The sequence below is a fragment of the Vibrio sp. CB1-14 genome, from assembly GCF_040412085.2.
Classification (GTDB): domain Bacteria; phylum Pseudomonadota; class Gammaproteobacteria; order Enterobacterales; family Vibrionaceae; genus Vibrio; species Vibrio chaetopteri.
In genome coordinates, this window is the sequence record NZ_CP115921.1 from 103,935 (window position 1) to 123,843 (window position 19,909).

General features: G+C 45.7%; 16 protein-coding genes and 1 riboswitch. Of the genes, 11 read left to right on the forward strand and 5 right to left on the reverse strand.

What is annotated here, in order from left to right; translation table 11 throughout:
* Positions 1-18 precede the first annotated feature (18 nt).
* The 4 genes from PG915_RS16560 to PG915_RS16575 all read left to right on the forward strand — a co-directional run bounded on the left by PG915_RS16560 (position 19) and on the right by PG915_RS16575 (position 4,543).
* The gene (locus tag PG915_RS16560) at positions 19-480 is read left to right on the forward strand and encodes a nitrate reductase cytochrome c-type subunit (protein WP_042495465.1); all 462 of its coding nucleotides are present in this window, start codon (positions 19-21) and stop codon (positions 478-480) included.
* Between the two features lie 26 nt (positions 481-506).
* Complete coding sequence (locus tag PG915_RS16565) at positions 507-1,085, forward strand: NapC/NirT family cytochrome c (protein WP_353499529.1); 579 nt, start codon at positions 507-509, stop codon at positions 1,083-1,085.
* Positions 1,086-1,096: 11 nt separating this feature from the next.
* Positions 1,097-1,231: a TIGR02808 family protein gene (locus PG915_RS16570; RefSeq protein WP_353499530.1), complete on the forward strand. Its 135-nt coding sequence runs from the start codon at positions 1,097-1,099 to the stop codon at positions 1,229-1,231.
* 162 nt (positions 1,232-1,393) lie between these two features.
* Positions 1,394-4,543 carry an HD domain-containing phosphohydrolase gene (locus PG915_RS16575; protein WP_353499531.1) on the forward strand — a complete coding sequence of 1,050 codons (3,150 nt, stop codon included), beginning with the start codon at positions 1,394-1,396 and terminating at the stop codon, positions 4,541-4,543.
* Between the two features lie 58 nt (positions 4,544-4,601).
* On the opposite strand, the gene secF is transcribed toward PG915_RS16575, so the two are convergent.
* The 3 genes from secF to PG915_RS16590 all read right to left on the reverse strand — a co-directional run bounded on the left by secF (position 4,602) and on the right by PG915_RS16590 (position 7,954).
* Positions 4,602-5,504, reverse strand: a complete 903-nt coding sequence (gene secF, locus PG915_RS16580) for a protein translocase subunit SecF (protein ID WP_353499532.1) — start codon at positions 5,502-5,504, stop codon at positions 4,602-4,604.
* Between the two features lie 2 nt (positions 5,505-5,506).
* On the reverse strand, positions 5,507-7,330 hold the full coding sequence (gene secD / locus PG915_RS16585) for a protein translocase subunit SecD (RefSeq protein ID WP_353499533.1): 1,824 nt from the start codon (positions 7,328-7,330) through the stop codon (positions 5,507-5,509).
* A gap of 105 nt (positions 7,331-7,435) precedes the next feature.
* Complete coding sequence (locus tag PG915_RS16590) at positions 7,436-7,954, reverse strand: hypothetical protein (protein WP_353499534.1); 519 nt, start codon at positions 7,952-7,954, stop codon at positions 7,436-7,438.
* Positions 7,955-8,128: 174 nt separating this feature from the next.
* Here PG915_RS16590 and PG915_RS16595 point away from each other — a divergent pair, with 174 nt between their 5' ends.
* Positions 8,129-8,530 (forward strand): hypothetical protein, encoded by a 402-nt coding sequence (locus tag PG915_RS16595; protein WP_353499535.1) that lies wholly within the window; start codon positions 8,129-8,131, stop codon positions 8,528-8,530.
* A gap of 14 nt (positions 8,531-8,544) precedes the next feature.
* Here the strand turns inward: PG915_RS16595 and PG915_RS16600 are convergent, their stop codons facing one another.
* Complete coding sequence (locus tag PG915_RS16600; protein WP_353499536.1) at positions 8,545-9,213, reverse strand: hypothetical protein; 669 nt, start codon at positions 9,211-9,213, stop codon at positions 8,545-8,547.
* Between the two features lie 457 nt (positions 9,214-9,670).
* On the opposite strand from PG915_RS16600, the gene PG915_RS16605 reads away from it, so the two are divergent.
* The 6 genes from PG915_RS16605 (at position 9,671) to PG915_RS16630 (ending at position 18,932) form a co-directional block, all read left to right on the forward strand.
* Positions 9,671-10,600, forward strand: coding sequence for a phosphate/phosphite/phosphonate ABC transporter substrate-binding protein (locus PG915_RS16605; RefSeq protein ID WP_353499537.1), 930 nt, complete (start codon positions 9,671-9,673; stop codon positions 10,598-10,600).
* Positions 10,601-10,611: 11 nt separating this feature from the next.
* The gene (locus tag PG915_RS16610; protein WP_353499538.1) at positions 10,612-12,774 is read left to right on the forward strand and encodes a putative bifunctional diguanylate cyclase/phosphodiesterase; all 2,163 of its coding nucleotides are present in this window, start codon (positions 10,612-10,614) and stop codon (positions 12,772-12,774) included.
* A 165-nt stretch (positions 12,775-12,939) separates the two neighbouring features.
* Positions 12,940-13,004: riboswitch (Fluoride riboswitch) on the reverse strand.
* Positions 13,005-13,319: 315 nt separating this feature from the next.
* On the forward strand, positions 13,320-15,032 hold the full coding sequence (locus PG915_RS16615; RefSeq protein WP_353499539.1) for an ArnT family glycosyltransferase: 1,713 nt from the start codon (positions 13,320-13,322) through the stop codon (positions 15,030-15,032).
* A 407-nt stretch (positions 15,033-15,439) separates the two neighbouring features.
* Positions 15,440-15,622, forward strand: coding sequence for a hypothetical protein (locus PG915_RS16620; RefSeq protein WP_112462494.1), 183 nt, complete (start codon positions 15,440-15,442; stop codon positions 15,620-15,622).
* Between the two features lie 711 nt (positions 15,623-16,333).
* Positions 16,334-18,421, forward strand: coding sequence for a protein-disulfide reductase DsbD family protein (locus PG915_RS16625; protein WP_420884640.1), 2,088 nt, complete (start codon positions 16,334-16,336; stop codon positions 18,419-18,421).
* Positions 18,414-18,932 (forward strand): protein disulfide oxidoreductase, encoded by a 519-nt coding sequence (locus tag PG915_RS16630; protein ID WP_353499541.1) that lies wholly within the window; start codon positions 18,414-18,416, stop codon positions 18,930-18,932. Before PG915_RS16625 ends, PG915_RS16630 begins: the two co-directional genes overlap by 8 nt.
* 3 nt (positions 18,933-18,935) lie before the next feature.
* On the opposite strand, the gene PG915_RS16635 is transcribed toward PG915_RS16630, so the two are convergent.
* Entirely contained in the window at positions 18,936-19,883 is a 948-nt protein-coding gene (locus PG915_RS16635; RefSeq protein ID WP_353499542.1) for a LysR family transcriptional regulator, read from the reverse strand.
* Positions 19,884-19,909 lie beyond the last annotated feature (26 nt).

Below are 19,909 nucleotides of genomic sequence, written 5' to 3' on the forward strand. Positions count from 1 at the left end.
AAAGGCGGAGAAACAAAAATGAAAAAATTGATTGTTGCTATTCTCTCTGTTGGTGCACTTATCGCCGGCGTAGCACAAGCAGAATTGAATAACCCGGGTGGAACTGGTGGTCTAGATTCACTTCGTGGTAGTACTAACCTTGAAGACACTCGTCCTGCGGATGACTTCAAGCACACACCTAAAGACCAACTGGTAGAGAGTTCATATGTGTATCAGCCTCCACTGATCCCTCACCAGATTCGTAACTATGAAGTATCGCTTAACGCGAACAAGTGCTTGGCATGCCATAGCTGGAAAAATGCGAAAGAAGCAGGTGCAACCAAAATCAGTGTGACTCACTACATGAACCGTGAAGATGCTGTGTTGGCTGATATGTCTCCTCGTCGCTACTTCTGTCTTCAGTGCCACGTACCTCAAGTTGACGCTCAACCATTGGTTGGCAACGACTTCGAGCGCGTTGATTCATTGCGTACTGAATAGCCAATTGAAGTAGAGAGAGGCTATATATGAAATTTTTAAAAGCGTTTTGGAAACGTCTTAAGTCACCAAGTAAAGTCGCGGCGGGTGTTGTCCTGTTCCTAGGCTTCTCTGGTGGGCTTTTGTTTTGGGGTGCCTTTAACACGGGTATGGAAATGACCAACACCGAGGAATTTTGCTCGGGCTGTCATGCTCCTATCGTAGCGGAAATCCAGGAAACCATTCACTGGTCAAACCGTTCGGGTGTTCGTGCTATCTGTTCTGACTGTCACGTTCCACATAACTGGACAGATAAAATCATTCGTAAGGTTCAAGCATCGAAAGAACTATTCGCTCACTATGTACTCGACACTATCGGTACAGAAGAGAAATTCCAAGCTCGTCGTGGACACCTAGCAGAGCGCGAATGGGCACGACTAAAAGGTAACGACTCACTGGAATGTCGAAACTGTCATGAGTTCGATTTTATGGACTTTTCTGAACAGGGTCCACGAAGCGTTCAACAACACTCGACAGCGCTTGCGTCAGGTGAAAAGACTTGTGTAGATTGCCACAAAGGTATCGCACACCGTCTACCTGACATGGAAGGCGTTGAAGGCTGGCAATAAAGGAGCACTGAATGAGCACATTTGAATCGGTTATTTGGCACGTGCTTGGCTACGCCGCAATGCCGGTCATCATCTTGTCTGGATTTGTTGGGGTTGCAGCCGTATCACTTTGGTTGCTATCTCTTGGTAAAGACAAAGAGATATAAACACGTCTAATCAATCACTAAGCCTCGCATTCGCGAGGCTTTTTATTCGCAAACCAAAATGTCTACTATATTTAAATAAATCAATAAAATTAGATAAATAGAGTCAGGTTCCCTTCTAACAATGCAGGAATAACCTCGACCTTAATTAGGTTTCGCTTGTCCATGTCCAAAAAGTCCAGTGGGTTAAAAAAATTCTCCATTCGCCGCGCAGTAGCGCTGCTCTTTATCGTCGCGATCTCCGCCACAGCGATATTGTCTGCATCCGTAATTTATTCGCTAACCAAACAACGAGAAGTTGATACCGCGCTAGGCACGCTCGAACTTGTCTCCTCCATCGTATCTGATCGACTAGAGCAGTTCGATAAAGTAGGAGAACAAACCACAAACCAGTTGACCTACTTACTAAATACAACACCCGGAAAAAAAACCACAGCAGAGCTTATCGAACTGTTTGGCGCCGCTTTCGTAGGCAATAACTTTTTGCACAGTATTTATATCGGTTTTGATGATGACCACTTTGTTCAATTGTTTAATGTTGAACCTGAATATATCCGCAGGCAGCTTGACCTAATGGAAGGCGAAACGTGGATGGTGGTTGAACACCAAACTAATAGCAACAGCCGAATTAAAACCACTCGCTACTTCTTCGACAATTTGGAACCTAGCAGAGAGGTTACCAATCTTAGCAATTACTACCCAACAGAACGTGTCTGGTATACGCGCGCAAAACCCGGTTCAGTAAGCAAATCTCAGCCGTATTTATTTCACAACATCAGAATCACTGGGCAGACCTTCTCCAAACGCCTACCAGATCGTAATGCTGTCGTTGGAGTCGATATCTCTCTAGCGGGACTTGATGGTCACTTTGAGCAATCCCTAGAAGGTGTCGAGCTTCTTAAAGGAGCAGAAGTTTATGTGAGCAGTTTCGATGGTCGAATAATCGGAGGTAATCATTTTGATTCAAAAAGTATTGATCTCCCTTATGTCAGTACCATGCCCCTAAGCGATGATCAAATCACTACCGTGATAAACGCCCCTGTACTCACCGTCTCTAACCAACTCAATTGGGAACCTATCGATTTTGCTGTGAGTGGTGAACCTTACGGATTGGCACCCGATCTATTTAGACTGATTTCCGATGCTACGGGTTTACAGTTCCAATATGTCAATGGTTTGCATTGGAGCGAACTCGTTGAAGGTTTCCAAAAGCAAAATATTGATATTCTTCAGTCTATCGCCACGACTAACACCATTACCGAATCACACCTCGAAGGCGATATACTCTACGAACTCGACTATGCAGTGCTCTCGCACCAAAACGTCTCCGCGATAAACTCACTATCAGATCTGTCCGGCAAAACCATCGGCATGATTGATGGCTGGTCAGTGACGCAAAGGCTTATCGATACATACCCTGACATAACCGTCTATCGATACGATACGTACAGCGACGCGATAAAAGATGCAAAGGATCAAAGAATAAGTGCGGTACTGGACAATCGAGCGATTCTCGTCAACAAACTAGCGCGGCATGATGATGGAGAGCTAACCCTTCGAACTATTGCCGATGACAGTATTTTACCGAAAGGCTTTACCTTCGTCGCAAGGGAAGAACTTCAGCCGTATGTCACCCTTGTCAACCAGTCTCTTCAATATTTAAAAGAAATTGGTGTACTAGAACAAATAAAAACTCGCTGGCTGGCTTCCCCGAAACAAACCTTAGGGCACATTAACAATGAGACGTTGTTATCACGTCTCGCCGACCCTGCAAGTTTTGGTGATATCACCGCAATTGATATCGACAATAAACCAAGTTACGTATTCGTCGATAAAGTAAACAACGTACCTGCGGAGTATCTAATCATATCGTTACCAGAAGAAAAAGTGCTGAGCCATGTCTATAACTACGTAATCTACAACGTACTGTGGACACTAGCAGCACTGGTAATCATGGTCCCCATTGTTTGGTATTTCAGTACCCCGCTTTCTAACCCTATCTATCGACTCGTTAAAGAAACAGACAAAGTTAAACGTCGTCAATATGACCAAGTCGAAAAGCACAGCAGTTCAATTCGTGAAGTCGATGAGCTTTCTACTGCCATCTTTGAAATGTCTCAATCCCTAAACCAATATCAGCAATCTCAGGAGGAGTTCATAGAATCGATAATCCAACTAATTGCGAAAACCATTGATAGCAAATCCCCATACACAGGAGGGCACTGCCTGCGCGTACCAGAGCTTGCGCTCATGTTGGTTGACGCAGCTGAACAGGAAAAAGATAACACGTTTGAGAATTTCCATTTTAAAAATGACGCGGAGCGCCGTGAGTTTAGGATAGCCGCTTGGCTGCATGATTGCGGCAAAATAACCACACCAGAATACGTCGTAGATAAAGGTACAAAGCTTGAAACCAATTACAATCGCATCAATGAAGTCAGAACTCGCTTTGAAGTGTTATGGCGTGATGCAGAAATTGAGGCGCTGAAATCTGAAATTGACGGGCCAGAGAATAAACAGCAAATCATCGAAGCGCTCCAAGCTCGCCAACAAACGCTTCGCGAACAATTTGCCTTTGTTGCTAACGTCAATATCGGTGGCGAGTTTTTAAATGACCAAGACAAAGAGCGACTCATCGAGATAGCTAAACAGCCGTGGCAGCGCTATTTCGATAATCAATTAGGCTTATCACCGGCGGAAGAGAAACGCATGTCCAAACAAAGTAACTCACTCCCTGTCAGTGAATCGCTCCTCAGCGATAAAATCGAGCACGTTATCCATCATCACAGCGAGATTACTTACCCACCGGAGCTTGGCATAAAAGTGGATGTCCCTGAGCATCTCTATAACCTAGGGGAACTGCACAACCTCACCATATCACGAGGCACACTAACGGCCGAAGAGCGCTTTAAAATCAACGAACATATGATCACTGGCATCCAAATGCTGAGTAGCATTCCATTTCCCGAAGATCTGCAGAACGTTGAGCGCATCGCCACCACTCACCACGAAACAATGAAAGGGACAGGATATCCAAGACGGTTAACTGGAGACGAGTTATCTATACCCGAGCGAATTCTGGCGGTTTCCGATATTTTTGAAGCACTCACAGCCTCAGATAGACCGTACAAAAAAGCGAAAACCATCAGTCAATCACTCGATATTCTGCACAATATGGCGCTAGATAATCATGTGGATATCGAAGTCTTTCGTTTGTTTGTTCGCAGCAAAGTGTATATGGATTACGCCAATCAGTTCTTAGAGCAAAGCCAAATTGATGCGGTAGATGAGAGTAAGTACCTCTCAGACAGTTAGAGCAGGCTAAATCAAAAAAGGGCACCACGAGGTGCCCTAACTTTAAATCAGCCACCGGTTAAGGTGCAGTGTCAATTTCAACCGGTTGATAGTGTTTCGCTTCAAGGTGCAGCCATTCTGGGATAACAGTGCCCATCGAAATCGACGACCATGTACCAGAAAAAATACCGATAAACATCGCCGTAGCAAATCCTTGCAGCGCGTCACCACCCAGCAGCCATAGCGCTCCTACGGTAATTAGCGTCGTACCAGAAGTCACCATGGTTCGAGCAAATGTGGCAATGACGGCTTGGTCACTCACGTCCGCCGTTTGCTCATTCGGCTTCAGTTTCAGGATTTCACGAATTCGGTCGGCGATGATAATAGAGTCGTTCAACGAATAGCCCAACACGGCTAGAACCGCGGCAAATACCGTTAGGTTAAACTCCATTTGGGTTAATGCGAAGAAACCCAAAACTAAGATCACATCGTGCAACAGCGCAGCTAATGCACCACTTGCTAAACGCCACTCAAATCGGAAGCTCAAATATCCAAGGATACACAGCAAACAAACCAACAGAGCTAAGCCACCTTGGTCGTATAGCTCTTGACCAACCTGAGCACCGACTATGCTGTCACTCACCACTTTCGAGTGCGGATACGCATTCGCTAGCACTTCTTTGAACGCTTGATGTTTTGCTGCATCTTGGTCTGCAGCGTAACGAATTGTCCAACGGCCTTCTTCGCCCGATTTGGTGACAGAAATCCCCTCGCCCAATAGTGGCGTCAAGGTGTCTCGCAGCTCACTTTGAGTCGTAGCACTGCCCAGTTGAACTTCCGATACCACGCCTCCAGTGAAATCTAGACCAAGATTCAATCCACGGATACCCACCGCAGCGACAGACAACACCACTAAACCAATCGACAATATATTGGTGAAATAACGAACATTACGAATGTGCGATTTAAAGAACTGTTTCATGCTTAAACCCTTACCTCACGACGAGTGTCGCGACCCCAAACAAGATTGATGATAGCGCGGGAGGCAAAAATTCCCGTAAACATACTAGTGAGTAGACCTAACCCAAGCGTTAAAGCAAACCCTTGGATAGGACCGTTACCAATAGCGTATAAGATCACAGCAGTAATCATGGTCGTGATGTTGGCATCCAAAATAGTCGCCACAGCAGAGTTAAAGCCCTGATCAATCGCTTGAGCAAAACTGCGCCCTTCTGCCAGTTTGTCTCGAATACGTTCAAAGATAAGTACGTTGGTATCCACCGCCATACCTACTGTAAGCACTAGGCCAGCAATACCCGGAAGTGTTAGCACTGCCCCTGGAACTAAGGCAATCAAACCAAGCAAACAAGACATGTTCAGAATCAGTGCCACATTCGCAACCCAACCCAAACGACGATACCAGAGCGCCATAAAGGTCAAGGTCAGTCCCATACCCAATGCCAACGCCGCAAATCCATTCTGAATATTCTCTGCACCTAGTGATGCACCAATAGTACGTTCTTCTACAATGGTGACCGGTGCTGTAAGCGAACCCGCTCGCAGCAGAAGTGCAAGCTGCTGAGCTTCCTCTAGGTTACCCGAACCGGTAATACGGAATTGACTGCCAAGCTGAGATTGAATCGTTGCCACACTGATTACTTTCTCACTGCGCTCCGTCTCACCACGGGCATTCACACCATACTCGCGATACACAGTTGCCATTGGTTTGCCAATATGTGTAGACGAGAAGTCGCTCATCTTCTTGCCACCAGCGTGATCAAGGGAGATATCAACTTCCGGACGCTTCATCTGATCGAAGCCCACTCGCGCATTCACGATGTGCTCACCCGTCAACACTGGCTTTTTCACCAGCGTAACAAACTGACCTTGCTCATCTTTAATACGTAAAGTCGATATTGGATTCGATGACGTACTGACTTCATGAAATGCGAGGCTAGCGGTTGCACCAATCACTCTCTTTGCTAATGAAGGGTCTTGGACACCCGGGAGCTCGATTCGGATACCTGTGCTGCCCTGGCGCTGAACCATGGCTTCTGTGATACCCAACTCTTCAATACGCTGACGCATGATCTTAAGGTTTTGCTGCATTGTGAGCGTTTCAAACTCAGTGTAAGGCTGCGCTTTCATCGCAATCAACAACGCATTCCCTTCCCCTTTCGCTTGCCACTCAGGGTAAGTCGCATTAACAAACTTACGAACCGCGATTTCCCCTTGCTTGTCTTTGGCAGTAACGCTAATTGCCGTGTGTGACTCTGGTCTTACTGACACACCAAATACACGTTCATCTCGAAGTTGCTGTTTGATTTCATCAATCACGGCATCTCGCTGCTCTGAGACGGCTTGGTCAACGTCAACATTGAGTAAGAACTGAACACCACCACGCAAATCAAGACCTAATTTAATCGGCGTAAAACCCATAGTTTGAAGCCATTGCGGAGCAACTGATGTGTAAGAGTAAGACATGGTGTCTTCTTTACCGACCCATTTCCCCAGCACATTGCGAGCATCCGTTTGCTCGGCTTCGTTATCAAATACCAGCTGAGCAACATGATTCTCAACGGTGATCGACGTCGTTTCAACGCCTTGCCCTGTCAACAATGAATTGATTTTAAACGGCGTATCTAAATGCGTGTTCTGCTGGCGTAACTTAATCTCAATCGCGGGTTTCTCGCCAAACCATGAGGGCATCGCGCTAAGAGCTAAAATGACGCAAGTGACGACCAAGACAAGGTATTTCCAAGTGGAATAATGATTCAACACTGCTCTGGGTTGTTTTTTTGTACGCATAGTTTTCCCTCAGCCAAAAGGCTAAATATATAAAAAATGAAATGCACTAGATCGCCTGTGCGAAATTGAGCACAAGTCTAGTAATTAAGAAATAGCAAAGGGGAACTAAGCGTAGAGCGAGCTCAAATAGACGTATAAGGTGTTGCCATCTTTCCAACCACTCAAACGGTGCTCAGAAGCAGCATGACGAAAATAGAAAGGAGTGAGCAGTCTTGAATCTGCTGAGCAAACAAACTGTTCAAAGTAGCAAGAAGCACCTAAATCAGCGATTTGAGTGTAATCTGGCGCTTCTTGTTCACGTGATTCTTGACCGCTGTTGAACCATCGCAACGAAGACAAAATGCCTTGCGCGTCATGCTCACCAAATGAATTAGACGTTGGTCGATTAGGTTTGCGTGGATGGGTTGGGCGCTGATTTAGTTTTGAAGAAAGTCTGTTCGATAACTCACGCGGTGTGCCTACCGACTTATGGGAAGCGTCATAGGAGCTTTGGGAGTGCGTCCATACAGCGATGCTTGTATTATCAACTCGGTCACCTTCAAAAGTATCAGATGCAGCAAACCCCATTGGCGCGAAAAACGCGACAACAAAAGCAAGCAAAAATGACACACTGAACCGACTCAAAGACATAACCTCTATACTAATAGGCTCGCATTATGTGCCTAACCTAGTTAGAAGACAAATAAAAAAAGCTAAACCATTAAGACAAAGAGTTTGAAGCCCTTTAATGTCCGTCATCTTGAGGTAATACAGCTCAGCAACTATATTCAAAATGGTAGTGGTGAAAAGGATAAGACAATGGAACTGTCACAGAATGAAAGACTTACACTGGTCAAATACGCGCTAGGTGTGCTCGATGGTTGGGGTGCATCCAATCATCAAACCGAGGCCATTCTTGAACTTTCACAAGAACAGCACGCTCGCCTTAAAGTGACTCCAGCGACCGTACCGGTAGGTCCATCGACCTTTGAACGAGTGCATCTTATTGTCGAAATAGATGGCTTGCTCCGCACCGCCTTTGAAAGCTCTCATTTTATTAACAACTTCATCAACGTGCGCAATAACTCCAAAGCATTCAATGGCTACGCCCCCATCGAACATATTGAGCACGGTGACCTCACGTCAATAAAACGACTCAAACAATGCGTACAAGAAATGGCGCGTACTGCAGACAAAGAACGAGACAAATCTCCTTGGTAATCGCTTTGCAGACGTTAAAATATCTTTCCGCTGGCAACATTCAAGTAAATTTTATGTTCGGCTTCAATACCACCACAGTAGGTAAAGTAGACGCTATCTTTGTGATTAATTGATTTAATCCAACCGCCGACTTCTTCAAAGTCAGCAAGGCGACATTGTTTGCCTTTGATAAGCTGAGTACTGGCGTCGAGAAAGGCTTCTTGAAAGCTCATATAATGATCGCTGTTCTCGATGTACTCTTGTAGTACATCAAACCAATCGCTCCCAGATAATTTTACCGGCTCTACAGACAAGTGAGCACTATCGACCCACTGCGACACTTCATCAGCACCCTCTTCCAGCTGATAAATTGGCGCAATTCGAATCCAATCACCACGCCTCTCCATCACATTTAGCTGCTCGCCATAGTAAGCTATACCGTCCGGTATCGAGGTGGTTTCTGGTTGCAAGTACACGGTCTCTGCGGCTCGAGAAACGTAATATTGATTAGGAAGTGGTTTTGGTTCCGGAGTCGGCTCTTCAATCTTTGAGGGCTCCACCATGTCTTGGGGAACTTGCGATTTGCGAGCTCCACTAGTTTGTGGTGATTCGGGTTCGTCAAAGTAACCAAGATAATACGCAGCTCCGCCGCCAGCACCCAGTGCCATGACACCTACGCCAAGTCCCAATAAAATCTTTCTCACTATCACCTTACCTACTGTTTACCTAGGCGAGCCTCAATACATCGATATACACACTATATCGGCAATTACAGAATCAAGTTTAATGAATAATTGGGCTAAGTATCAAATCCTGAGCTAAATCAGCCAATTATTTTTACCCCCACAAGCATTCACAGAACAAATGATTATGTTAACATTCCGAATCATAGCAGATAGTTCCGCTACCAAAATTTATTCGTTTGATGGGCTCTGACTGAAAAATCGTGAGAACCATTCCATAAGTAGTGCCTCAAATGTTTCCGGCCAACCTATTTTATTCGAATGTCGAGAGCTATCACCTAATATATCTGTATCGTTATTTATAAGGCTTGTTGTAATGCGTGTAAGTTCTATCTTTAGTCCGATGTTAGCCCGTACACTGTGCCAAAAAAGCTCAGTGCGAAGAGCTCTCGGACTTATTGTTATAGGGCTGACTGCAATGAGCTTCAGTGTTTTCAGTATTGCATCCACTCCCAAAGTGGCTAAAAAACCAGCACAGGCATCACAGAGTCAAACCTTTACTATCGGCGTTTTAAGTAGCAAAGCACGTAAACACATCGGTTTCACTTCACCTATTGCAAAATACCTGGGGCGACAACTCGCTCCGTATGGTTATAAAGAAGGGCGCGTTAAGGTCACCAACTCCATCGTCGAATTAGGCCAGTGGCTGGACACTGGTGAGGTAGATATGGTCTCGGAAACCTTGTTTGCCGCTCTAAAACTCCAGCAAGAGCACAAAGCTGATATTCGTCTGCATCGCTGGAAAAAAGGACAAGCGGATTACCAAACCGTGTTCTTCGCACGCAAGGACAGTGGTATTCATACCCTTGATGATCTCATTGGTAAAACATTAGTACTCGAAGACAGAAGTTCCACCTCCGGCTTTTACATGCCAGTACAAACCCTTATCAGCCAACAATTAGCGATGAAATCTCAGTCTGCTTCAAGTCGAATTCCCAATCCCGACAACATCAATATCGTCGTTGCCGGCGATGTGCTTCGCCGCGCTGATGAGATTTCCCTCTCAACCTGGGTGGCACATGGTCAAGCTGATGCGGGTGCTTTCGCCAATACCAACTGGGACGACTCTGGTGATATGCCACCGCACATAAAGCCGGAAATAGAGATCATTTATCGTACTGAGTTCATCCCTCGCAGTGTCATTTTGCTGCGAAGAGATCTGCCATCTCAAGTTAAGCAAACCATTGAAACCAGTCTTGTAAATGCACATCAATCTGCAGAAGGAAAAGCGGCACTGCATAAGTTTCAGCAAACCACAAAGTTTGAGACATTCTCCCCCGCACGATTGCACTCTTTCGTAGATTACAATCAATATCGTATGCAAATCGAAAGCATGTGGTTTAAGTAGGTATACGAGTAATGAAGCTGAAATTACGACTACAAGGGCAATACATGCTGGTGACATTCACACTAGCAGTAGTGATGACGCTAACTAGTGCCGCGGTGCACTTATGGTTGGCATCCAATCACTCACAACGGCTACTTCACGAACTCACAGTACAAAATAGTAAAACCTTTCGAACCGAGCTCAGTAAACGTGCAGAGCAAATATCTAGCTATCTGTCAAAGTCGATGTTCGATCCACTCTATATGTACAACTTAGAAGAAGCGGGCTATTTGCTAGAACCACTACTACAAATGGATGAACTTAAAAGTCTCGTCGTATTTGATAGCAAGGGACATGTTTTTCATGACGGCGACCCCTCACTTGAGATGCTTGGAAGAGATCTACCATTTCCCTATGATGTCAGCGCAGTCTTAAGCCAAGGCCAACGAATTCATGAGTTTTCTGATGAACGTTTAGTCATCATTCGCCCGATTCGAGCTGAGGACGAAATCATTGGTGGGATTTTTATCGAATTTTCATTAGATAAAGTCGACCGCGATATTGCTAACATGGCGACATTGATTGATTCGACCAATGACCGCTCTCAAAAAGCCCTATATCTTGGGGTCTTAGGCGCCGCAGTACTGTTACTCTCTTTTTCGGCGCTGATGGCTGCCATTATCTCTCGCCACTGGAGCCGACCGTTGGTTAAACTCACTGAGCAGGCAGAGTCCATTGGACGCGGTGATTTCAAACTTGCGCAAGCGATGAGTACGATGAAAAGGCAAGATGAAATCGGTCATTTGACCATCGCTGTTCAGTCTATGGCGTCAAAGCTTGAACAGCGCACTCAAAAAATCTCGCACCTAGCTTATCACGATGCGTTAACCGACCTCCCGAATCGAACCCGCTTCATTCAACACTTACAAGGTACGATAAAATCCTACCCTGCAACATCGTTTAGCGTGTTATTTATTGACCTTGACGAGTTTAAGGTTATTAATGACAACTATGGTCATGATAGTGGCGACTTTTTGCTAATGCGACTAGCGGAAAAACTCTCCACATGTGCACGCGAAATCACCAACGATCATCCACTGACTATGATTTCTAGGATCGGCGGCGACGAGTTTTTAATGTTGATCCCACATCTTAAAACGACGGAAGATGTAGATGGCTTACTGAAAAAGATCTTCCTAGCAGTTCGCTCTCCTATTCTGATGGAAAATGAAGAACTCGTGGTGGGAGGAAGTATAGGTATCGCTCGTTATCCACAAAATGGTAAAACGGCCGAAGATCTGATCAAGAACGCCGATATTGCAATGTATCGAGCAAAGGCTGATGGTAAAAACACGCACAAAGTGTTTACGCCAAAAATGCTCAAGTCGGTCACGCACCGAGCGAATATCGAGCGCGAACTTCGACGTTCACTCGCTGATTTGCAACAGTTTGAGCTATGGTTCCAGCCTTTGGTTTGCCTAAAGACTGGCCGGATTATGGGCGCGGAATCATTGGTTCGCTGGCGCCACCCCGTCTTGGGCATAATTTCGCCTGCCAACTTTATCCCAATCGCCGAAGAAACGGCGATGATTCTGCCGCTTGGTCAGTGGCTCATAGAGCGTTTATGCTTCCAGATTCAGCAGTGGATGCCTTACTTTGCGCACGACTTTCATGTTTCGATTAACATTTCGTCCAAACAACTTTATCGACAAAACCTAGTGGAAATGTTCGCGTTCTACATGGAGAAATACCATGTTCCCGCACGCACTATCCGCATGGAAATTACAGAAAGCTTGCTACTGCAAGATGAAGATGAGGCGGAACGTACGCTGAAAGAAATCCGCGCAAGTGGCATTGAAGTTTGGCTAGATGATTTTGGTACCGGCTATTCGTCACTGAGTTACCTTCGCCGATTCACGGTGGATGGTATAAAAATCGACCAGTCGTTCGTCCGTGACATCATTACCGACTCCAAAGATCAGCAGCTCGTTCAGGCTATGGTCGCTATGGCCAATAACCTCGATTTATTGGTGGTTGCTGAAGGCATCGAAACCAAAGAGCAAGCCAATACACTGTCTAGAATTGGCTGTGAAATCGGCCAGGGTTATTACTTTGACAAACCGATGCCGGTTGATGACTTTGTTAAGAAGCTAATTAATGAAAGCGAGTCCAACATCATCGAGTTCAAACTGTAAAGTGATAAGACCGAGCCAAGTACTTTACAACATCGGGAGCAAAAGTCGTGGGCAAGGGAATATTGCAGGTGTTTTCCGCTAACAGTAAAACAGGTGTAGGAATCGGCTTAAATCTACAGTTACCGCGTGACAAAATGTCCCACGAACAAGTTACACCTGTTTTCAGAAACTGTAGGAGTCATCAGCCAGTTGGCGGTTAAGGTAGGTGGAACCCCATCACCTTGGGGACAATAGTCGATCCAAATCACAATTTCTAGCAATAGGTAACACTAGAACCATTTATCATAACGATTTATCGCTTTATACCCATCTAGTTGTAAGTATAGAATTATCAATCGTTACAAAAACAACATATAAAGCTAACTTATAGGAAGGTATCCTCCTGTCAGCACGACGTCAATTCTTGTGGAAATACACTTGTATTTCAGGGACAAACTATTGATGCATCAATACTAGCTAACTAGAATTTACCCCTTTTATCTTAATGAATGTTTTAACATGGCGCTCGCAAGCTATTTTACTTGCAGCAACAGTGGAGAAAAAAAGTGTCAACAACGCAAACCGGTGATCAAACCCAGAGCTGGAAGTTTATTCTGGTACTCGCCATTCTCGCGGTGGTGTTTAGTGGTCTATTCGATCATGATGTCTGGACACCAGACGAACCTCGCGTAGCTGCGATTATTCATAGCATGTACCTAACTGGGGACTTTATCATTCCTCAATTTGCTGGCATATCATTCGTTGAAAAGCCCCCTGTTTTCTTCGTCATATCGACGCTTTTGATGCATGCCACGGGTCTCGACGCCATCATGGCAGGTCGTCTAGCGCTTTCCCTACTTTGCCTTGGCTCGTTGGCCGCGACCTATCGCATCGCTTACCTATTCAAAGGTGAGAACTATGCGTGGATGGCACTCGCTGTTCTGGGCACCTTAGAAGGCTTTGTGCTTAACTTCCATTGGCTTCGTGTTGATGCTGCGCTGATGTTTACCACTATTGCTGCAACATGGGCTTTCAGTGAAGCGTACTTGCGCCAAAAGCTCGGCTATTTAGTGGTTGCCGGTGCTTTTACTGGCCTTGCATTCTTAAGCAAAGGCCCGGTTGCTATCGTGCTATGTATCGGATTAGCTTGGGTGCCACTAGTACTTCGCGCACTGCATTTGCGTAAGCAATTTCCGGAACAAGCCGCACCAATGGGTCAATTCATCGCTATGCACCTTATTGGTATTGCAACCATGTGTTTGGTTGCGGCGAGTTGGATATACCCATTCTACAAAAACGCCTCTCCAGAACTTTGGAAAGCGTGGTTCTGGGACAACCAAGTTGGCCGCCTGACCGGTTCGGCAACGAATACATTGGGTCACAACCACGCTGGCAAACCTTTCTACTACGTAAAAGGTATACTTGAATACAGTGCTCCTTGGACGCCACTACTGGTACTTTGGCTCGGTCACTTTATTTACAAGTTGCGTCAACCAAAACAACTTTCTTGGATTGATGGTTTCCTTACTTTCTGGTTTGCTTTGGCGATTTTCGTTTTGTCTTATTCGGTAACAAAGCGCTCAATGTATCTGGCACCGTTAATGCCACTATTTGCATTAATTATTGCCGATGCCGCCATGACATTGGCAGGCAAATGGTTTGACTGGTATCGCCGCGCATGGCTAGCTCTGATGTCATTTTTGCTGATCGCCTTTGCCGTAGTTCCTCTATGGTCTGGCTTACTTCCTGAGCACAAAATTCCACCAGCACTAATGGAATGGTTAAGCACGTGGCACTTAGTCGCTTTGATCCCACTGGCCGCTATCGCTCTGATGGTCGTTGTTGAGCGCAAAGGTTGGCCACAGTGGAGTAAGATGGCAATTATGACGGCACTGTTTTTCTCAAGTGCATTCACGTATTTGTTCCCTGCTATAGACATTGCCAAGGATATGAAGCCAGATCTGGCTACGTTTGTTGAACAGGTGCCAGAAGAAAAGCGCGATCGTATAGCTAGCATTCGTTTCTCAGAAACAATGACGTCGATTTTCTTCCTGTATCACGATTGGTCTGTACCACGAGTCGATAAAGAACGTGCGCAAGCGATCCTTGATGGCGTCGATCCAGAGTACGACTACCTACTTTTAGATAGAAGTAATTCAACGCAGGAAATCATTTCGTTTATGAGCCTCAGAGCGGGTACTGAGTATGAAATTCTCGCTAAGGGTACGCCGCGAAGTGATAAGGTGAATGATGCCGTCTTCTGGCTCGCTGGTAAGTAAAAGCTAAATTCTCCTACCAAGCCCCTTATGTTAAGGGGCTTTTTCATCTCTCGTCAGCGCGACCTTGCAAGTATTATTTCGAGTAAGATCACACAAATACGTGCACACCTTGCAACAGCACACACACCGTTAACAACAGGTTACAAAATTTTTTACTAATACTAGTTGAGTATCAAACAGTTAATGAGGTGAGTCTCAATTCGGATATGCACCACCTATAAGATCCGTCGTTTCATTGCCAGTTCGCATTAGAATCAGTTAGCATAAACCCCTATCATATGCGCCCGGTCGAGAGACTATGCCGCTCAAACCACAACCTGTTGCAATAAAAACCAAACAATTGTCACAATAAGAGGGTAAGATAGCGGCGCAATACAAATAATAAACAACGTCACAGGCTCAATATCATGTTCGAACAAAAACAATTTGAATTGATGAAAAACACACTTCAGGGAAAAGTAAAAAACATTGATGTTATCCCAAGCTGTAGCAAGGAATCACTGCTAGATGCGATTAAAGGCGCTACGTCCGTCAACGATCTTATTGGCATTAATAAAGCGATTTTGCGATTAGTTAGCAAAGCCGCCTAGACAAAGCAGCCCAAGAAGAGCAACCATCGCGTTGCTCTTCTTTGTCATTCCATTAGCAAGCTCCCATTCCCCCGATCAATCTACCAAGCCAAATTCAGTGGTTTTGAGAATCATTTCCACTTGATCTTTCTCAATAAAACGTTAACGTAGTCGCTCTTAACTTTGGGTTTCTGCCCTACTCTCACAAATAGAGAAAGATTTTTTGCAAACCTTCAGGCACACCACTTTTCGCGTTTTGCTATTGCTTACTGCCCTTCTGGTAGTGGCTCTGTGCGCACTGAAAACTAATGTCGCCTATCACAGCAAGTTACAAACTGCTCCAGTCGCATCAACAAGCACGTTGAACTTAGCAGAGTTACTTGATAGTGAGTCTCTAGACAAAATCGTTCACGACTCGGCGTCAGGGACAGAACCGTGCTTTGTTACTAAGAAGCTGCTTACTCAATCTCTTCCTAGCATCGAAAACCTAGCACCTTTTCTGTTTCTTATTGCGCTCATTGCGATAGCTTCTACTCGCCTTTCGCAGCATAAGCACTTCAAACGCTCGGATGAGACGCCAACAAAGTACCGGCTTCATCTGACGCTCTGCACATTTAGGGAATAAAAAAGTATTCACCAAGGTCTATTAATTACTTTTTGGAGAATACTGTGTCGAATACATACACTGAAACTAAATGTGCCCCTGTTAAAGCACCTACTATTTTGCCGTCAATGAGTCGGCTGCTAAGCATTGCTTTGATGCTTGTAATAACGAATGTCGCCGCGCTCTACAGCGTGAACGCTTTTACTCAATCCACAGGTTGGATAACTGATCCTATGCACCCGCCTGTTAAAGTGAGAGCACTATCCACCGGGCATATCGACCCTACCACCCGTCAAATGGAGATGGTAATGGATGTCGAGCTCGAAGGTGATTGGAAAACCTATTGGCGCAGCCCCGGTGAAGGGGGTGTTGCGCCCGAGTTTGACTGGAGCGATTCAACCAACATCGAGCAAGTCGATTGGCACTGGCCAGTACCCGCGTACTATGAGCAGTTGGGTGTGCTCACTTTAGGCTATAAACACGAAGTGAGTTTTCCGCTTATCGTAACGGTTAGTGACCCGACAAAACCGATTGAGCTCAAAGCAAACCTGCGTTTGCCAAGTTGCACCAATATCTGTGTGATTACTGACTATCCGATCGAACTCACCATAGACCCAGACTCACTAAAACTAGACTCCGACGCAGCCTATTTGTTTGGGCAAGGAATGAGCCTTACGCCTAAAACCAGCGAGCAGGTTGAAGTTACTGATAACTACTGGGATCAAGAAGCACAAACTTTAACGCTTAAGCTTGATTCCAAGACTGCTTGGTCAAAACCGTTCGTTCTTGTTGATGGGAAAGATGTGGCAGATGAGTTCTTCTCTCAACCTAAGCTGACTATCGATGGACAATCACTCTACGCCAAATTCGACGTTAGCAACTGGCTAGGCGAAGCCAATATTGCCGATAAACGCATTCAGGTTACCGTGTCAGATGAACTGATTCTGGCCGAAACGTCGACCATCGTGACCACAAGCCTGATGGCAGTACCCAACCAAGGTGGATTGTTGTGGATGCTTGGCTTTGCTCTATTGGGCGGCCTTATTCTAAACATCATGCCATGTGTACTTCCGGTACTAGGGATGAAGCTCAATTCAATTATCTCCGGGGCCAGCCAATCGAGAAGCCAGGTTCGCTTGTCATTTTTAGCATCTTCAGCCGGTATCATCACCTCATTTATTCTGTTGGCAGGCACTCTTAGTGCATTAAAGATGGCTGGCCACATGATTGGCTGGGGGATTCAGTTCCAAAGCAGCGGATTCATTATTCTTATGGCCGTTGTTACCTTGCTGTTTTCCGCCAATCTACTTGGATTGTTCAATATTCAACTGCCAAGTTCGATGAGTACTTGGCTCGCCACAAAAGGTGACCATAGCTACAGCGGGCATTTCATACAAGGCATGTTTGCGACCTTGTTAGCAACGCCCTGCAGCGCACCATTTCTTGGAACGGCCGTCGCTTACGCTCTGGGCGCGAGCTACGGTGAACTGTGGTTAATTTTCGCCTTTTTAGGCATTGGTATGAGCATTCCTTGGCTACTGTTTACCGCTTTTCCTGGACTAGTAAAGGCGTTCCCTAAGCCAGGGGCTTGGATGAATAAGCTTAAGCTGGTGTTTGGATCAATGATGCTACTGACTAGCCTCTGGTTGACCTCATTACTTTCTGCATTTTTTGGTACAGCCGCAACCGCGGTGATTATCGGCGTTATTGTAATAGCCTCGTTCATCCTAGTCGGAAAAGTCTATGGCCGAAAAGCATTCATCTTGATGTCCGGGCTCTCGGTATTGGCATTGGGCGGCAGTTTGATCGTTGGCAGCGTCACTGCAGATAGTTGGTCAACTCCAATTGTCGATAATCTCAACTGGCAACGACTGGATGCCCAATCTATTCCTTCGCTCGTAGCAGAAGGTAAAACGGTATTCGTCGATGTCACCGCAGACTGGTGTATTACCTGTAAAGCCAACAAAATTGGTGTCGTTCTTCAAGACCCAGTATACAGTCACCTGCAACAAGCGAACGTAGTCACTATGCGAGGTGACTGGACCACGCCAAGTGACAGCGTCACAGATTACCTACAACGCTATGGCCGATTTGGGGTACCGTTCAATATTGTCTATGGTCCTAAACACCCAGAGGGAATAGCACTACCTGTCATATTGACATCAGAAAGCGTCACACAAGCGCTGAATGCTGCGAATGGAACACCCAATGACTAAACCTACTGGATGGAAACACACACTCATAAAGTGGAGTAAAGAGCTTGTCAGTATCTTCATCCTGATAACGCTTGTGTCACTAGCCATCGATTGGTATCGAAGCCTGAACATGCCGCAAGGAGATGCTCCTGCTATCCACGCAATGACTTTGGATAGCGTACCGGTCGACATTATCACCCAAAGTCACGAAGAGCCTGTCGTACTCTATTTTTGGGCAACTTGGTGCGGGGCATGCAAACTAGTAAGCCCTACAGTGGATTGGTTTTCCAACCACTATCAAGTGGTATCCGTAGCACTGTCTTCAGGATCCGATGAGCGTGTCCATCGATATATGCAGGCGAAGGACTATGAGTTTCCTGTCATCAACGATTCAAATGGCTTAATAAGTCGCCAGTGGAATATCAGCGTCACACCAACTATTGCTGTCATCTACAAAGGCAAAATTGAAAACATCTCGACAGGCGTGACAACGCCAATGGGATTGTGGCTAAGAATTTTCTCTGCTCAGTAAATCTTAACCTCTAATCGGTCCCCAACCATGTCGCTCAGAAAGCTGCTGAAGCTTTCTGAGCTCTTCGACTGTTTCCTGTTTCAGCCAATCCACCAGCTCTTCTACGATGGGGGACTGGGTACGTTGATGGCAAAAGTATCGCCAACCGCTTGAATGTATTCGAGCGTTCTCAGGACAGACTAAGTACTCTCGCTCAAGTTCAGGCAATGCGAGCAGAAGATCGGTAACTGCGACACCATGGCCCGATAGACAAGCACTAAGTGTAAGATCAAGCGTGAAAAAGGTGGAGTTTCGGGGCACGCTTCTGTCTGTGTGATGGATCTTATTAAGCCAAGATCGCCAATCAAGATGATCCAGGGTTGGATGCAGCCTTGGTAGCGTTAGCAGATGCGCAATATCACGTCTATCCCCTATCAACTGCTGGGTGCACACTGGCGCCATGTATTCCTCGCGCATGAAGAATATCTCAGGGTCATTCTCGTAGTTTGCACTGTTGCGCGTAGTGAATACAAACAGATCATAGTCCCCTTTCCCTAAGCTCTCCTCCTCATCAATCACCGGAATGACGGCGATTTCATAGCTGGGAAAACGTTCATTCAACTGCTGTATTTTTGGTAGCAAAGCACGTGTTGCGAAACTCAGTGCGGCTCGTATAACGATTTTACTAGCGTCCGGTTCCTTCCAAGAGTCTAGCAATGACTGCAATGCCGCATAGTTTCTGCCCAGCACTTCATACAACGCCTGCCCTTTTAACGTGAGTTGTATTGAACGGTGACCACGAATAACCAAAGATGCATTGAGCTCATCCTCAAGCTGCTTAACTTGCCGGCTCACAGCGCTCTGCGTGACGTGCAGTTCTTTCGCCGCCATCGTAAAGCTCATAAGCCTCGCAACAGCTTCAAACACTTTTAGAGCATTATGTGAGTAAGGAATATTCGAATATGGGTTCATAATTAATCACATGATCTGCAGGAATG

What these genes read in the sequence shown, in the direction of transcription:
- PG915_RS16560 (WP_042495465.1), top strand. Translation starts at nt 19, where the DNA reads ATGAAAAAATTGATTGTTGCTATTCTCTCTGTTGGTGCACTTATCGCC.
- PG915_RS16565 (WP_353499529.1), top strand. Translation starts at nt 507, where the DNA reads ATGAAATTTTTAAAAGCGTTTTGGAAACGTCTTAAGTCACCAAGTAAA.
- PG915_RS16570 (WP_353499530.1), top strand. Translation starts at nt 1,097, where the DNA reads ATGAGCACATTTGAATCGGTTATTTGGCACGTGCTTGGCTACGCCGCA.
- PG915_RS16575 (WP_353499531.1), top strand. Translation starts at nt 1,394, where the DNA reads ATGTCCAAAAAGTCCAGTGGGTTAAAAAAATTCTCCATTCGCCGCGCA.
- secF (WP_353499532.1), bottom strand. Translation starts at nt 5,504, where the DNA reads ATGAAACAGTTCTTTAAATCGCACATTCGTAATGTTCGTTATTTCACC.
- secD (WP_353499533.1), bottom strand. Translation starts at nt 7,330, where the DNA reads ATGCGTACAAAAAAACAACCCAGAGCAGTGTTGAATCATTATTCCACT.
- PG915_RS16595 (WP_353499535.1), top strand. Translation starts at nt 8,129, where the DNA reads ATGGAACTGTCACAGAATGAAAGACTTACACTGGTCAAATACGCGCTA.
- PG915_RS16605 (WP_353499537.1), top strand. Translation starts at nt 9,671, where the DNA reads ATGAGCTTCAGTGTTTTCAGTATTGCATCCACTCCCAAAGTGGCTAAA.
- PG915_RS16610 (WP_353499538.1), top strand. Translation starts at nt 10,612, where the DNA reads ATGAAGCTGAAATTACGACTACAAGGGCAATACATGCTGGTGACATTC.
- PG915_RS16620 (WP_112462494.1), top strand. Translation starts at nt 15,440, where the DNA reads ATGTTCGAACAAAAACAATTTGAATTGATGAAAAACACACTTCAGGGA.
- PG915_RS16625 (WP_420884640.1), top strand. Translation starts at nt 16,334, where the DNA reads ATGAGTCGGCTGCTAAGCATTGCTTTGATGCTTGTAATAACGAATGTC.
- PG915_RS16630 (WP_353499541.1), top strand. Translation starts at nt 18,414, where the DNA reads ATGACTAAACCTACTGGATGGAAACACACACTCATAAAGTGGAGTAAA.
- PG915_RS16635 (WP_353499542.1), bottom strand. Translation starts at nt 19,883, where the DNA reads ATGAACCCATATTCGAATATTCCTTACTCACATAATGCTCTAAAAGTG.